Below are 15,077 nucleotides of genomic sequence, written 5' to 3' on the forward strand. Positions count from 1 at the left end.
CGCGATGTCCATCCTCATGCCGACGAATCCCACCGTCCTGGCGACCGCGGTGGCCGACTCCCTCGTGATCGCCGCCGACCTGGGGGCACGCCGCGCGGGCCTGCTCTACTGGGAGCTCGCGCAGCCGTGGACCTCGGCCGTGGTCAAGGCCGTCCAGGAGATCGACGAGCCGCTCAGGTCCCTGGGGCAGGCACTCGCCGACGACCCCGCCGACCCCGGCGCGTACTACGGGCTCATCTCCGCCCTGCTGCGCCGCGACCCGGGCGAGCCCGCCGTGCGCGCGCTGTTCGACCTGGCGTGGCAGGCGGAGTGCAACTCGCGGGTGGCCTACCACGTCGGACAGTCCTACGACCGGTCGCAGCCGCGGGTCAGCGCCGCGGAGCTGGCCGGCCGCCCGGTGGACGGGCCGCCGCCCGGCCCGTCCACGGCCGGCGCGCTCATCGTCATCCCGTTCCGCGACCGCGACACCGGCGGCGTCCGGCTGCGCAACCTGCTGGCCTGCCTGCTCGCCCTGCGCGACCAGTCGGCCGCCCGCGCGGACTACCGCGTCGTGGTCGTGGAGTCCGACGACGAGCCCCGGTGGCGGGAGCAGATCGAGCCGTACGCCGACGACTACCTGTTCGCGCCCAAGGGCGGCCTGTTCAACAAGTGCTGGACGGTGAACGCGGGCGTCGCCAACCGCGGCGGCGCGGCCGAGCTGGTCTGCATCCTGGACGCCGACGTGCTGGCCGACCGCGACTTCGTCGCCCGCAACCTCGCCCGCTTCCAGCGGCCGGGAACCGCCGGTCACCTGACCTACCGGGACATGTTCTGCCTCGACGACGCCGCCACCTCCTGGGCGATCCGCGAGCGGATCGACCGCGGGGCTCCCGACGCCGCCCCCGCCGGGCTGCGCGGCTTCCTGCTGCGGCGCCCGCCGGGCTGCTGCCTGTGGGTGCGCCGGTCGGTGTTCGAGCGCATCGGCGGCATGGACGAGCGCTACGAGGGCTGGGGCGGCGAGGACCACGACTTCGTCTACCGCTTCGACATCGCCGCCCCGTTCGACAGCTACGACGACCGGCTGCTGCACCTGACCCACCCCGAGGCGTCGGTGCTGAACGACGACGGCACGCTCATCAACGCCCACATCCCTCCGCTGAGCTGGAAGCCCGCGGAGCCCATCGGGCGGCTGGACCGGTTCGCGCGCGCGGAAGGAGCCTGAGGTGTACGAGGCAGTGCTGTTCGACATGGACGGCGTCATCGCCGACACCGAGCGGTCGGTGACGGAGTTCTGGCAGCGGCTGGCCGCCGGCCTCGGCCACCCGCTGAGCGCCGAGGATCTGGAGCGCCACGTGTACGGCCACCGCGCCGACCACACGCTGCGCGTGCTGTTCCCGCAGGTGCCCCCCAGCGCGTACGGCGAGATCTACCGGCGGCTCAGGGAGAACCAGGAGAGCCTGGTCTACACCGCGATCCCCGGCGCGACCGCGCTGCTCGGCGCGCTCGGCCGGGCCGGCGTGCCGCTCGCGCTGGTGACGGGCGCGCAGGACTGGAAGGCCGCCGAGGTGCTGCGCCAGCTCGCCCTGCCCTCCGCCTTCGCGGCCGTGATCTGCGCCGACGACGTGCCGCGCGGCAAGCCGGACCCGGCGGGCTACCTGCTGGCGGCCGAGCGCCTGGGCGTGGACATCGGCCGCTGCCTGGTCTTCGAGGACGCCGTGAGCGGGGTGAGCGCCGCGGTGGCGGCCGGGGCCGCGTGCGTGGCGCTGGCCTGCGCGCGGCGGGAGGCACAGGTGCGGGCGGCGGGCGCGACGGCCGTGGTGCCGGACTTCCGGCAGGCCGCGTACGACGCCGCCACCGCCACCCTGCGGGTGGACGCGCGCATTTCGTTCCCGTTCGTCCCGGCCCGCCGGACCGAGCCGATGGCGAGGAGCGGTCATGGATGAGCTGTTCACGCCGCCGGTGGACCGGTGGGACCCGGCCGTCGCCGGCAGGCTCTCGGGCCGCGACGAGGTCGTCTACCGCTCCCACCTGGTCGGGGCCGATCCGGCGCTGACCAAGGAGGGCGGCGGCAACTTCTCCGTCAAGGACGTCGCCGTGGACCGCGGCGGCCGAACCGTCGAGGTCCTGTACATGAGCGCGTGGGGGTGCGACGGCGCCACCGCCACGCCGGACGACTTCCCGGCGCTACGCCTGGCCGACCTGCTGCGCCTGCGCGACAGCGGCCCGCTGAGCGAGAGCGAGATGATCGGCCACCTGGTGGACAGCGGCCTGCGGGGCGAGCAGCGCCGGCCGGGCATCGAGACGCTGACCCACGCCTTCATCCCCGCCCGCCACGTGGACCACTGCCATCCGGACGCGGTCATCGCGCTCACCGCCTCCCCCGGCGGACGGCAGGCGGCCGAGGACGAGTTCGGCGCGGAGGCCGTCTGGTTCGACTACCGGCAGTTCGACGTCGGCGTGGCCCGCGAGCTGGCCGGCCGGATCGCCGCCGAGCCGCGCTGCCGCTTCGTCCTGCTCGCCAACCACGGCATCTTCACCTGGGCCGACACCAGCGAGCGGTGCTACCGCAACTCCCTGGAGGCTGTCGAGCGGGCGACGCGCGCGCTGGGCAAAGTGCGGTGCCGGCCCGCGGACCTCGGCGGCCAGGCCGTGCCCGCTCCCCCGCCAGAGGCGGCCGAGGACCTGCTGGCCGAGCTGCTGCCGGCGATCCGCGGCACCCTTCCCGGCACCCTTCTCGGCGCCGGTCGTGGGGCCGATCGGGAGGTCGGTCGGGGGGCCGGTCGGGGGGTGGTCCTGTACCTCGACCGCAGCCCCGAGACTGTCGGCTTCTCCTCGTCGGTGCGCGGGCCCGGGTGGACGCAGGAGGGGCCGGGCTGTCCCGACCACCTGGTAACGGTGGGCTACCGGCCCCTCGTCCTCGACCGGACGCCCGCCGGGCCCGCCGAGGTGCTGGCCGCGATCCGGCGGCACCGCGACTGGTACGACGCGTACTACGACCGGCACGTCGCCGGGCCCGCGCGCGCCCTGGGCAAGCGTGACAACGGGCCACGCGCCGTCCTGCTGCCCGGCCTCGGCGCGGTGACCTGCGGCCCCGACGCCGCCAAGGCCCGCCTGTGCGCCGACCACCTGGCGCAGACCATGACGGTCATCAGGGCGGCCGACGCGGCGGGCGGCTACCGGTCGTTGTCGCAGGCGCAGGGCGCGTCGGACGAGTACTGGCCGCTCATGCGGCTCAAGCCACAGCTCCGGGCGGGCCAGGAGCCGCTGGCGGGCGTGGTGTTCCTCGTCGCCGCGGACGACGAGCGCGCGGACGCCGTCGCCGAACGCCTGGCCGCGGCCGGCGCGCACGTCGCCCTCGCCGCCCCGCCCGGACGGCACGCGGCGGCGATCGCGGCAGCCGCGGCGATCAGCGGCCGATACGGGGAACGGCGCGCGGTGGCGCTCGTCAGGGACACCGACCGCGGCGCCGTGCGCCAGGCGGTGCTGGCGTACGGCGGCTTCGACGCGGTGGTGGCACCCGCCACCCGCGTGACTCCCACGGCGGACTCGGGCGCGGCCGGACCACCCACCACGCGCGTGACCCCCGCGGCGCACTCCGGCGCGCCCGTAGCACCCGCCACCCGCGTGACCCCCGCAGCGCACTCCGGCGCGCCCGTAGCACCCGCCACCCGCGTGACCCCGGCGGCGGGCGGGGGCGCCCTGGCCCGCGCTGCCCTGCCCGTCTTCGCCCGGCAGGGCCGCCCTGGCTCGATCCTGCTCCTCGGCGAAGGCGGCGCGGGCGGCGCGGAACCGTCCGTGCCCGGACCCGCCGGCGACGGGCGACCACGCTCGGACGGGCTCGACGGCGGCGGGGCGGCCGTGCACACGATCGTCGCCACGGACCCGGAGGCCGTCGCCCGGGCGGCGATCCTCCTCACAGGCTCCGGCGGCCCGGCGTGGCTGGACACCACGCTGGTCGCCGCGTCCGGAGCCCCCGAGACGACCACGACCACGAGGGGAAACCCATGACCAGCGAGAAGCCGACCGGCCCGCCGGGTCTGATCCCGGAAGGCCACCACCTGCTCGCGTCCTGTTTCGACGCGCATCACACGATCGGCGGCGGCCTGTTCGCCATCGGCGGCGCGGACGGCGCCGTCGAGGAGATCGACCGCGTCTCGAGCACCGGCCTGCACGCGGACGACGGGCTGCTGCACCGCTGCCTGTGGAGCGCCGAGGGCAGCCCCGCCGAGCTGATCGCCTACGACGCGACCGGCGTCCGCCGCTACCACCGGCTCGACGACGTCTCCACCCCGCACGACATCCTCGCCGTGAACGGCCAGGTGCTCGTGGTGGGCACCACCCAGAACGAGGTGCGCTGCGTCGCCCCCGACGGCCGGGTGGCCTGGCTCTGGCGGGCTCCCGGCGAGGCGGACAGCTGGCACCTCAACAGCCTGGCCGTGGTCGGTGAGCGGATCATGGTGTGCGGCTTCGGCCCGTTCCTGCGCCGCCGCGGCTGGGACGAAAGCGGCAAACCCGCCACCGGCCAGGTCGTCGACCTGGAGACCGGTGAGCCCGTGCTGTCCGGCCTGCGCGCCCCCCACAACCCCTGCTACAGCGACGGGGCCTGGCTCGTCTGCGACTCGGCGGCCGGCGACCTGGTGGAGTTCTCCGGCGAGACCCGGCAGGAGACCCGGCGGCTCGGGCTGCCGGGCTGGCCGCGCGGCCTGGCCGTGACCGACCGTTACTTGTACGTCGGGGTCAGCCCGCACCGCTACCTGACCGCCTCGGTGGAGACGGCGGCCGTCGCGATCGTGGACCGCGCCGAGTGGCGGCAGGTCGCGCTCGTCCCGCTGCCCGCCCGCGAGGTGTACGCGCTCGCGCTGGTGCCCTCGCCGCTGGCAGAAGGCGCGCGGCAGGGGTTCGCCGCCAACCACACCCGGTCGCACGAGCAGGGCCAGCGGCAGCTGTTCGACCTGCTGGGACGGCAGCCGAGCCGGTTGTGGGCCATCGGCGACCGGCTGGCCGAACAGGAGTGCCGGGCCGAGATCACGACGGACGGGCCGGCCGAGGAGCGGGCCGAGCCGGGCAGCCTGCTGACGGTGGAGTGCCGGGTCGCCAACACGGGCGCGGGCCTGCTCACGCCCGCGCCGCCGTACCCGGTCAGGGTGGTGCACCGCTGGTACGACGCGGACAGCCAGGAGGTGCTCACCCAGCCGATCAGGGCGGCGCTGCCGCGTACGCTGCCGCCCGAGGGGATCGTCGCGGTGCCCGTGCGGGCGCGCACGCCCGGCGAGCCGGGCGACTACCGGTTGCGGATCACGCTCGCCCAGGACGGCGGGGTGCCGTTCGACGAGCTGGACCCGTCCGCCGCGGCGGACGTGCGCGTGCGGGTGCTCGCCGCCGGTCCCGCCGCCGACGCCCTGGCCCCCTTCGGCCTGAGCCCGCGTGAGGTCCACGCGGCCCGCACGGCAGGGCCCACGGTGCACGACCTGCTCCGCGCCCTGCTGACTCGCCCGGACGGCGGCCTCAACGGCCTGGTCGCCGCCCTGATCGAGGACGCCGGGCGGCCGGAGTTCGGGCGGGCGCTGGCCGGCGCGCTGGGCGGCGCGTCCGAGCAGGCGCTGAGGCACGCCGTCGCCCAGGCCTTGCCCGATCCCGCCGAAGTGCTGCTGACCGGCGCGGAGGCGGTGGCCCTCACGCTCAGGCGCGAGGGCGTCGGCATCGTCTTCGCCGCACCAGGAGCCGGTGAGTCGCCTCTGCGGGACGCTTCCGCGCGCCTGGGCCTGCTGACGGAGGCGCGTGACGACCGGGAGGCGGCCGTCCAGGCGGGCGGTGCCGGCCTGGTGCGGCCGGGCAACGGCGCGGCGGTGCTGTCCGGGGCGCGGGGCCTGACCGACGCGCTCGGCGTGCTGGCCGACCTGCGGCGCGACGGGATCGGCACGGTCGTCTTCGCCGAGCTGCCCGCCGCCGACCCCGGCCTGCTCGCGGCCTGCGGCGCGTTCGCCAAGTCCTGCCACGAACCACTCCTGCCTCCTGCCCCTGCGGACGGCACGGCCGCGGCGCACAGCGGGGCCCCGGCGGACGGCACGGCGGCGGCGCACGCCCTGGTCGCGGCGGTCCGGCAGGCGCTGCACGAGAGCAAGCGGTCACCGGCCGGCCCCACGCTCGTGGCACTCCCCCAGCAGTTGGCGCAGACCGCCTGGGTGCCGCTGACCGCGCTCGCAGACACGGCCACGGGCACCGCCACGGGCACGAGCACGAGCACGGGCACCGGCACGAGCACGAGCACGGGCACCGGCACGAGCACGAGCACGGGCACCGGCACGGGCACGGCCGCAGGCACGGGCGCGGGCACGGGCACCGGCACGGGCGCGGGCGCGGGCGCGGACCGGTCGCCCGACCAAGAGGCCGCCGGGCAGACCACCGGGCAGGCGGCCGGGCGGGCGGCGGCCTCTGTGGCATCGGTCCTGGGGGACGTGCTGGGCGGCGCGCCGGAGGAGCTCCCGGCGGCCGTGTTCGCCGCCAACGCCCGCCCCGCCCTGGCCACCGCACTGGCCACCGGCCTGGCGCTGGGCGAGCCGTCCGCCAAGGTGCTGTGCGGCCTCGGCGACGGCGACGGCGTGCGGGCGCTGGCCGACGCCGCCCGCCAGGCCGCCCCGGTGACGTTCGTGGTGTGCGGCGACGGCGGCCCGCGCTACGGCGAGCTGGCCGCCGCGCTCGGGTTGCGGACCCGCCGGGTGGACCTGAGCGGCCGCCTGGACGCCGGCTATCTGGCCGCGCAGACGAAGGCGTTCGCCGTCACGCTGCAGGCGCTGGCCGCGGGCCCAGGCCCGAGCCTGGTCGAGCTGGTACCGCCGGCCGGCGCCGCGCTGTGGGAGACGAGCTGGATCGGCATGCTGGAGCAGCCGGAGACGGTGGGGGCGGGCCATGCGTGAGATTCCCTTCGCCGAGGTCCCGCTGGAGCCGTACGGGGACGTGCTCGGGGAGCGCCGGCTGGCGGAGCTGCGCCGGGGCGGCGAGCGGGTGCGTGAGCTGCTGGGCGGCCGTACCGTCTGGAACGTCAACTCCACCGCCGCCGGCGGCGGCGTGGCCGAGCTGCTGCACGTGCTCGGCCCGCTGGCCCGCGCGACCGGCGTGGACGTGCGCTGGCTGGTGCTGGACGGCGACGCCGATTTCCAGGCCATCGCCAAGCGGCTGGTGTCGCGCCTGTACGGCGTCGCGGGCGACGGCGGCCCGCTGGGCGTGGCCGAGGCCCGCCGGTACCGCCGTCACCTGGCCGGCGCCGCCGGCGAGCTGGCCGCCCTGGTCCGGCCAGGGGACGTCGTGGTCGTGCACGACCCGCAGCCCGCGGGCCTGATCGGCGCGGCCCGGCGGTGCGGCGCCCGCGTGGTGTGGCGCTGCCACATCGGCAGCGACCGGCCGAACGAGCACACGCGCGACGGCGGCCGGTTCGTCGCCGAGCACGTCGCCGCCGCCGACGCCTGCGTGTTCTCCACGTCCGGCCACATCGCGGGGTGGGCGCCCCGGCCGGTGGTCGTCCCGCCCTCGATCGACCCGTGCGGGCCGAAGAACATGCCGCTCACTCGGGCGCAGGTCCGTGACGTGCTCGGCGCGGCCGGGATCCTCGCCTGCGAGCGGACGGGGCCGGTCGAGACGCCCGTGCCCGTCGGCGCGCCGGTCCGGGTGAGCAGGCCGGCCGTGGTGCTGCGCGAGGGCCCGCCGCCGCCCGCGGACCTGCCGATGGTGGTGCAGGTCTCCCGCTGGGACCGGCTGAAGGACATGGCCGGCGTGCTGGAGTGCTTCCTCGCCTCCGGCGTGGACGGCTGCCTGACGCTGGCCGGCGCCGATCTGGCGGGCGTCGCCGACGACCCGGGCGCGGCCCGGGTCTACGCGGAGTGCCGGCGGGTGTGGGAGGCGCTGCCTGCCGCGCACCGCCGCCGCTGCCAGCTCGTCTGCCTGCCGATGGACGACCTGCGCGAGAACGCGGTGGTGGTCAACGCGCTGCAGCGGCACGCGAGCGTCGTCGTGCAGAAGAGCCTGGCCGAGGGCTTCGGGCTGACGGCGACGGAGGCCATGTGGAAGGCCAGGCCGCTGCTCGCCTCGGCCGTCGGCGGGCTGCGCGACCAGGTGGTCCACGGCCGGTCCGGCCTGCTGGTGGACGATCCGCGCGACGTGGCGGCCGCTGCCGCGCACCTGCGGCGGCTCTGCGGCGACCGGCCGTTCGCGCGGCGGCTCGGGCAGGGCGCGCGGCGCCGGGTGCGCGAGCGGTACCTGCCCGACGGCCAGCTCCTGCGGTGGGGCCGGCTCATTGAGCACCTGACGACGGAGAGGGCGGCATGATGACGCACACGATCGAGAGCGCGCCGGCGCCTCGTCGCACGCTGGGACGCGGCGGGCCGCGGGTCTTCCCGCTCGGCCTGGGCTGCATGGGGATGTCGCAGTTCTACGGCCCCTGGGACGACGGCGACTCGCTGCGTACCATCCACCATGCTCTGGACCTGGGGGTCAACCTGCTCGACACCGCCGACATGTACGGCCCCTACACCAACGAGGAGCTGATCGGCCGGGCGGTCAGGAACCGCAGGGACGAGGTGCTGATCGCCACCAAGTTCGGCAACGTCAAGGGCCCGGACGGGCGGGTGATCGGCGTGAACGGCCGTCCCGACTACGTCCGCGCGAGTTGCGAGGGCTCGCTGCGCCGGCTGGGCGTGGACGTCATCGACGTCTACTGCCAGCACCGCGTCGATCCGTCCGTGCCGGTCGAGGAGACGTGGGGGGCGCTGGGGGAGCTGGTCCGCGCGGGCAAGGTCCGTCACCTGGCGATCTCGGAGGCGTCTCCCGAGACGGTCAGGCGGGCGCACGCGGTGCATCCGATGGCCGCGGTGCAGACCGAGTACTCCCTGGTCAGCCGCGATCCGGAGGACGGGCTGCTGGCGACGCTGCGGGCGCTCGGCATCGGGTTCATCGCCTACGCGCCGCTCGGCCGCGGCCTGCTGACCGGCCGCATCACCGCGACGGACGACCTCGCGGACGACGACTTCCGCCGGACCCTGCCCCGCTTCCAGCCGGGCAACCTGGCGCGCAACGCCCGCCTGGTGGAGGGGATCGCCCGGCTCGCCCGCGAGCGCGGCGTCACTCCGGCGCAGCTTGCGCTGGCCTGGGTGCTGGCGCAGGGCGACGACGTCGTCCCCATCCCCGGCGCGAAGAACCGGGCCCGGCTGGCGGAGAACGTCGCCGCCACCCGCCTGCGGCTCAGCGCCGAGGACCGCGCGCTGCTCGACGCGGCGGCCCCGCCCGGCAGCGCCGCCGGCGATCGGTATCCGGACATGTCAGGAGTGGGCAGATGAGCGTCACGACCCAGGCGGAGTGGTGGCGGTCGGCCGTCATCTACCAGGTCTACCTGCGCAGCTTCGCCGACCGCGACGGCGACGGCGTCGGCGACCTGCCGGGGCTGCTGGGCAGGCTGGACTACCTGCGGGAGCTGGGCGTGGACGCGGTCTGGCTGTCGCCGTTCCATCCCTCGCCGCTGGCCGACTTCGGCTACGACGTCAGCGACTACGAGGCGGTGGACCCGGCGTACGGCACGCTCGCCGACTTCGACGACCTGGTGCGCGCCGCGCACGAGCGGGGCATCCGCGTGCTGATCGATCTGATCATGAACCACACGTCCGTGGCGCACCCGTGGTTCGCCGAGTCGAGCTCGGACCGCGCCGCCCCCAAGCGCGACTGGTACATCTGGGCCGATCCGCGCCCGGGGAACGAGCCGCCGAACAACTGGCTGAGCTCGTTCGAGCGGTGCGGGCCCGCGTGGACGTACCATCCGGAGACCGGGCAGTGCTACCTGCACAGCTTCACCCCCGGCCAGCCCGACCTCAACTGGCGCAACCCGGAGGTCCGGGCGGCGATGCGCAAGGTGTGGCGGTTCTGGCTCGACCGGGGCGTGGACGGCTTCCGCATCGACGTCGCGCACCGGCTGCTGAAGGACGCCGGCCTGCGCGACAACCCGGCCGAGCTGGCGCACGCCCGCCGGCACACCGTCCATCCCACGCTGCGGATGCGCAACCTCGACCTGCCCGAGACGCTGCAGGTGCTGCGCGAGCTGCGCCGGACGCTCGACGAGTACGGCGGCAAGCTGGCGCTGGGCGAGGTGCCCATCTCCGACGACCGGCGGCTGGCCGACTACTTCGGCGGCGACGGCATGCACACGGCCTTCCATGTCGCGTTCTGGGAGCAGCCCTGGCAGGCCGCCGCCTTCCGGCGGACCGTGGACGGGCTGGCCGCCGCGATGCGGCCCGGCGCGCTGCCGACGTACGCCCTGGCCACCCACGACATCCCCCGCTCCGCCTCCCGGTACGGCGCCGGGCGCGCCCGGGTGGCGGCCATGATGGCGCTCACCCTGCGCGGCATCCCGTGCGTCTACTACGGCGAGGAGATCGGGATGACCGACGCCCCGCCGCCCGACGCCCTGGACGTGGACGGCCGCGACGGGCAGCGCACCCCGATGCAGTGGGACGCCACCGGCCGCGGGTTCACCGCCGGGAAGCCGTGGATGCCGTTCGCGCCGGGCCAGGCGGAGGTCAACGTGGCGGCCCAGCAGGACGATCCCGGCTCGTCGCTGCGCCTGTACCGGCGGCTCATCGCCTACCGGCGGGCCAGCCCGGCGCTGCGCGGCGGCGACTACCGGTCGGTCGAGGCCGGCGACGACGTCTTCGCGTACCTGCGGTCGGCGCCCGGGGAGCGGCTGCTGGTCGCGCTGAACTTCGCCTCCCGCCCGGCGGCGGCCGTCCTGTCCGGGCTGCCGGGCGAGGGCGTGGCCGAGGTGTCCACCGGCGACCGGCCCGCCGGGTCGGCGGTGGGGCTGCGCCCGCTGCGGCTCGCGCCCGGCGAGGGCCTGATCGTCAGAATCGAGGAAGGGACATGACCACCAACTGGGCAGGCAACATCACCTACCGGGCGCAGGAGGTTCACCGGCCGTCCTCGGTCGCGGAGCTCCAGGCGGTGGTGGCGCGCAGCCGCCGGGTCCGGGCGCTCGGCACCCGGCACTCCTTCAACGACCTCGCCGACTCCCCCGGCGCGCTGGTGTCCGTCGCGGGGCTGCCCGCCGCCGTCGAGGTGGACACCGGCCGGGTCACCGCCCGGGTGCCCGCCGGCCTGCGTTACGCCGAGCTGACCCGGTGCCTGGACGAGCGCGGCTTCGCGCTGCCGAGCCTGGGCTCGCTGCCGCACATCTCCGTCGGCGGCGCGTGCGCCACCGCCACCCACGGCTCCGGCGTCCGCAACGGCTGTCTGGCGGCCTCGGTGTCCGCCCTCGACCTCGTGACCGCCGAGGGCGACCTGCTCACCGTGGCGCGCGGCGACGGGTGCTTCGACGGGATGGTCGTCGGGCTGGGCGCGCTGGGCGTGGTGACGCACCTGACGCTCGACCTGGTGCCCGCGTACGAGATGCGCCAGCAGGTCTACAAGGGGTTGCCCCTGGACGCGCTGGACGACCACTTCTGCGAGCTGATGTCGAGCGCGTACAGCGTCTGCCTGTTCACCGACTGGAGCGCGCCCCGCCTCACACAGATCTGGATCGGCGAGCGGCTGGACGTGCCCCCCGCGGACGTGGCCAAGCTGCCGTGGTTCACCGCCCTGCCGGCCGACGGTCCCTGCCATCCCGTGGACGGGATGCCCGCGGCGAGCTGCACCGGGCAGCTTGGCGTGCCCGGCCCCTGGCACGAGCGCCTGCCGCACTTCCGGCCCGACCACGAGCCGAGCAGCGCCGGCGACGAGCTGCACTCCGAGTACATGATCGGCCGGGGCGACGCGGTGGCGGCGCTGCACGCGCTGGACGCCGTCCGCGACCGCATCCGCCCGGTCCTGCAGATCTGCGAGGTGCGCACGATCGCCGCCGACCGGCTCTGGATGAGCCCTTTCTACGAGACCGACTCCGTCAGCGTGCACTTCACCTGGACCTCCGACACCACGGCCGTGCTGCCGGTGGTCCGGCTGGTGGAGGAGCGGCTGGCGCCGTTCGCCGCCCGGCCGCACTGGGCGAAGATCTTCACGATCGAGCCGCCGGAGCTGGGGCGGCTCTTCCCCCGTCTCGCGGACTTCGCCCGCCTGGCCGGCGACTGCGACCCGGCCGGCAAGTTCGCCAGCCCGTTCCTCGACCGCTACCTGCGCTGACACCGGAGGACCACGATGCTGACCACCCCCGGGCTCTCCCAGCTCGACGTGCTGGAGGCCGAGTCGATCCAGATCATCCGCGAGGTCGCCGCCGAGTTCGAGCGGCCCGTGCTGCTGTTCTCCGGCGGCAAGGACAGCGTGGTGCTGCTGCGGCTGGCGGGCAAGGCGTTCCGCCCGGCGCCGGTGCCGTTCCCTGTGCTGCACGTGGACACCGGGCACAACTTTCCCGAGGTGATCGAGTTCCGCGACCGGCAGGTGGCCGGGCTGGGCGTCCGCCTGGTGGTCGCCTCGGTGCAGGAGTCCATCGACCGGGGCCGGGTGCGCGAGGAGCGCGGCCCGCGGGCCTCGCGCAACCGGCTGCAAACCGTCACGCTGCTCGACGCGCTCGCCGGGCACGGCTTCGACGCCGCGTTCGGCGGCGCCCGCCGCGACGAGGAGAAGGCCCGCGCCAAGGAGCGGGTGGTCTCCTTCAGGGACGAGTTCGGGCAGTGGGACCCCAAGAACCAGCGGCCCGAGCTGTGGAACCTCTTCAACACCCGCATCCGGCCGGGAGAGCACGCGCGGGTCTTCCCGCTGTCGAACTGGACCGAGCTGGACGTGTGGGAGTACGTGCGGCGCGAGTCGCTGGAGCTGCCGGCCATCTACTTCGCCCACCGGCGCACGGTGTTCGAGCGCGACGGGCTGCTGCTGGACGACAACCCGTACACCCGCCGGCAGGACGACGAGCCGGCCTTCCCGGCGACCGTGCGCTTCCGCACCGTCGGCGACGCCTCCTGCACCGGGGCGATCGAGTCGGGCGCCGCCACGGTCGGCGAGGTGATCGAGGAGCTCAGGGCCACCCGGGTCACCGAACGCGGCCAGACCCGCGCCGACGACCGCGTCAGCGAGGCCGCGATGGAGGACCGCAAGAGAGAGGGCTACTTCTGATGGACATTCTCCGCCTGGCCACGGCGGGCAGCGTGGACGACGGCAAGTCCACGCTGATCGGCCGGCTGCTCTACGACTCCAAGGCCATCTTCGAGGACCAGCTCGCCGCGCTGGAGCGGGCCGCCGCCGCCCGCGGCTCCGGGCACGCCGACCTGGCGCTGCTCACCGACGGGCTGCGGGCCGAGCGGGAGCAGGGCATCACCATCGACGTCGCCCACCGCTACTTCGCCACGCCGCGCCGGACGTTCATCATCGCCGACACGCCGGGGCACATCCAGTACACCCGCAACATGGTGACCGGGGCCTCGACGGCGGACCTCGCGATCATCCTGGTGGACGTGCGCAAGGGCGTGCTGGAGCAGTCGCGCAGGCACGCCTTCCTGGCCTCGCTGCTCCGGGTGCCGCACCTGGTGGTCGCGGTCAACAAGATGGACCTGGCGGGCTACGAGCAGGCCGCGTACGAGCGGGTGGTGGCCGAGTTCGCCGCCTTCGCCGCCAAGCTGGACATCGGCGATCTGACGTTCGTCCCGGTCTGCGCGCTGCACGGCGACAACGTGGTCGAACGCTCGATCAACATGCCCTGGTACGACGGCCCGTCCCTGCTGCGGCACCTGGAGCACGTGCACATCGCCTCCGACCGCAACCTCATCGACGCGCGCTTCCCCGTCCAGTGCGTGATCAGGCCGCGTCAGGCCGCCGACCCGCTGCTGCACGACTACCGCGGCTACGCGGGTCAGGTCGCGGGCGGCGTGCTGCGGCCCGGCGACGAGGTGGTGCACCTGCCCTCCGGGCTGACCAGCACGATCACCCAGATCGACGGCCCCGGCGGCCCGCTGGCCGAGGCCGTCGCCCCGATGTCGGTGGTGCTGCGGCTGGACGACGACCTCGACATCTCACGCGGCGACATGATCGCCAGACCCGGCAACCGGCCGCGGGCGGCTCAGGACCTGGAGGCGATGGTGTGCTGGATGAGCGGCGAGCGCCCGCTCACCGCCGGCGCCAGGCTGCTGCTCAAGCACACCACGGCCACCGCCACCGCGCTGGTCGGGGACCTGCGTTACCGGCTGGACGTCAACAGCCTGCACCGTGACACCGAGGCGCGGGCGCTGACGATGAACGAGATCGGCCGCGTCCGGCTGCGCACCGCCCGGCCGTTGTTCGCCGACGAGTACGCGCGCAACCGGGCGACCGGGGCGTTCATCCTCATCGACGAGGCCGACAACGCCACGGTGGGCGCGGGGATGATCACCGGCCTCCCTTGACCAGGCCGCGCGTCCTGATCGCGGCGGACAAGCCGTGGGGCTGTCCCGCTCGGCCACCGCAGCCACCCGGCCTCGGCCACTCGGGTGCGGAACGCTTCGGCCCCGCTGGGATGGGCGAGGCCGGGCCGAGGTCACGTGGGGTCCGGCGGCCAGTTGGACAGGGCGGCGTGCAGGATGTCCAGAACCCTGTACCAGGAGGCGGCGGTGTCGCGTACGTGGTCGGAGTGCTGGAACGACTGCGCCATCTCCAGGTCCACGAACCCGTGGAAGGTGCTGCCCAGCAGCCGGATGGCGTCGATGTGGTCGGATTCGGGAATGCGGTAGCCGCGCAGGATCGCCCGGTTCATCTCCGAGTGCCGGGGGGCGGCGCTGGCCGCCGCGGTCTCCAGGTCGAGGGGGAGCCTGGCGGCGGCGTACCGCCCCGGGTGTTCTCTGGCGTAGTCGCGGTAGGCGTCGGCGAAGGCGACCAGCGCGTCCTTGCCTGAGCGGCCGGCCAGGGCGGCGCCGGCGGCGTCGGCCAGCTCCGACAGGGCAAGCAGCGCCACCCTGGTCCGCAGGTCCCGCATGTTCTTGATGTGGGAGTACAGGCTGCCCTCCTTGACGCCGAAGCTGCGCGCCAGCGCCGTGACCGTGACGTTGTCGAAGCCGATCTCGTCGGCCAGGTCGGCCGCGACCTGCGTCAGGCGTTCGATGGTCACCCCCGCCCGTGGCATGGATCACTCCCTCAAAACCTAAAGCGTTTATTTATTTGCATAATAACCT

General features: G+C 75.0%; 11 protein-coding genes. 10 read left to right on the top strand and 1 reads right to left on the bottom strand.

Features of this window, described 5'->3' with window-relative positions; all coding sequences use genetic code 11:
* The first annotated feature begins 4 nt into the window (after nt 1–4).
* From ABD331_RS41615 to ABD331_RS41660, 10 genes are read left to right on the top strand one after another with little or no spacing between them, the layout of a single operon-like run.
* Entirely contained in the window at nt 5–1,201 is a 1,197-nt protein-coding gene (locus tag ABD331_RS41615; protein WP_344487910.1) for a glycosyltransferase family 2 protein, read from the top strand.
* Nucleotide 1,202: 1 nt separating this feature from the next.
* Complete coding sequence (locus ABD331_RS41620; protein ID WP_344487912.1) at nt 1,203–1,922, top strand: HAD family hydrolase; 720 nt, start codon at nt 1,203–1,205, stop codon at nt 1,920–1,922.
* Nucleotides 1,915–3,987: a class II aldolase/adducin family protein gene (locus tag ABD331_RS41625; protein ID WP_344487914.1), complete on the top strand. Its 2,073-nt coding sequence runs from the start codon at nt 1,915–1,917 to the stop codon at nt 3,985–3,987. Before ABD331_RS41620 ends, ABD331_RS41625 begins: the two co-directional genes overlap by 8 nt.
* Complete coding sequence (locus ABD331_RS41630; protein WP_344487916.1) at nt 3,984–6,893, top strand: DUF4915 domain-containing protein; 2,910 nt, start codon at nt 3,984–3,986, stop codon at nt 6,891–6,893. Before ABD331_RS41625 ends, ABD331_RS41630 begins: the two co-directional genes overlap by 4 nt.
* Nucleotides 6,886–8,298: a glycosyltransferase gene (locus ABD331_RS41635; protein WP_344487918.1), complete on the top strand. Its 1,413-nt coding sequence runs from the start codon at nt 6,886–6,888 to the stop codon at nt 8,296–8,298. Before ABD331_RS41630 ends, ABD331_RS41635 begins: the two co-directional genes overlap by 8 nt.
* A complete protein-coding gene (locus ABD331_RS41640) occupies nt 8,295–9,305 on the top strand; it encodes an aldo/keto reductase (protein ID WP_344487920.1) in 1,011 nt (336 codons plus the stop codon). The genes ABD331_RS41635 and ABD331_RS41640 overlap by 4 nt, the downstream gene beginning before the upstream one ends.
* Entirely contained in the window at nt 9,302–10,879 is a 1,578-nt protein-coding gene (locus ABD331_RS41645; protein ID WP_344487922.1) for an alpha-amylase family glycosyl hydrolase, read from the top strand. Before ABD331_RS41640 ends, ABD331_RS41645 begins: the two co-directional genes overlap by 4 nt.
* Nucleotides 10,876–12,126 carry an FAD-binding protein gene (locus ABD331_RS41650; protein ID WP_344487924.1) on the top strand — a complete coding sequence of 417 codons (1,251 nt, stop codon included), beginning with the start codon at nt 10,876–10,878 and terminating at the stop codon, nt 12,124–12,126. Before ABD331_RS41645 ends, ABD331_RS41650 begins: the two co-directional genes overlap by 4 nt.
* 15 nt (nt 12,127–12,141) lie before the next feature.
* Nucleotides 12,142–13,053 carry a sulfate adenylyltransferase subunit CysD gene (gene cysD / locus ABD331_RS41655; RefSeq protein WP_344487926.1) on the top strand — a complete coding sequence of 304 codons (912 nt, stop codon included), beginning with the start codon at nt 12,142–12,144 and terminating at the stop codon, nt 13,051–13,053.
* Nucleotides 13,053–14,315, top strand: a complete 1,263-nt coding sequence (locus ABD331_RS41660; RefSeq protein ID WP_344487928.1) for a sulfate adenylyltransferase subunit 1 — start codon at nt 13,053–13,055, stop codon at nt 14,313–14,315. Before cysD ends, ABD331_RS41660 begins: the two co-directional genes overlap by 1 nt.
* A gap of 131 nt (nt 14,316–14,446) precedes the next feature.
* Here ABD331_RS41660 and ABD331_RS41665 read toward each other — a convergent pair whose 3' ends face one another.
* Nucleotides 14,447–15,028: a TetR/AcrR family transcriptional regulator gene (locus ABD331_RS41665; protein WP_344487930.1), complete on the bottom strand. Its 582-nt coding sequence runs from the start codon at nt 15,026–15,028 to the stop codon at nt 14,447–14,449.
* Between the last annotated feature and the right edge of the window lie 49 nt (nt 15,029–15,077).

The sequence above is a fragment of the Nonomuraea monospora genome (assembly GCF_039531895.1).
GTDB lineage: Bacteria > Actinomycetota > Actinomycetes > Streptosporangiales > Streptosporangiaceae > Nonomuraea > Nonomuraea monospora.

Coding starts and splice junctions, on each gene's coding strand:
- ABD331_RS41645 (WP_344487922.1), top strand. CDS start 9,302: ATGAGCGTCACGACCCAGGCGGAGTGGTGGCGGTCGGCCGTCATCTAC.
- ABD331_RS41615 (WP_344487910.1), top strand. CDS start 5: ATGTCCATCCTCATGCCGACGAATCCCACCGTCCTGGCGACCGCGGTG.
- ABD331_RS41650 (WP_344487924.1), top strand. CDS start 10,876: ATGACCACCAACTGGGCAGGCAACATCACCTACCGGGCGCAGGAGGTT.
- ABD331_RS41625 (WP_344487914.1), top strand. CDS start 1,915: ATGGATGAGCTGTTCACGCCGCCGGTGGACCGGTGGGACCCGGCCGTC.
- ABD331_RS41665 (WP_344487930.1), bottom strand. CDS start 15,028: ATGCCACGGGCGGGGGTGACCATCGAACGCCTGACGCAGGTCGCGGCC.
- ABD331_RS41640 (WP_344487920.1), top strand. CDS start 8,295: ATGATGACGCACACGATCGAGAGCGCGCCGGCGCCTCGTCGCACGCTG.
- ABD331_RS41660 (WP_344487928.1), top strand. CDS start 13,053: ATGGACATTCTCCGCCTGGCCACGGCGGGCAGCGTGGACGACGGCAAG.
- ABD331_RS41630 (WP_344487916.1), top strand. CDS start 3,984: ATGACCAGCGAGAAGCCGACCGGCCCGCCGGGTCTGATCCCGGAAGGC.
- ABD331_RS41635 (WP_344487918.1), top strand. CDS start 6,886: ATGCGTGAGATTCCCTTCGCCGAGGTCCCGCTGGAGCCGTACGGGGAC.
- cysD (WP_344487926.1), top strand. CDS start 12,142: ATGCTGACCACCCCCGGGCTCTCCCAGCTCGACGTGCTGGAGGCCGAG.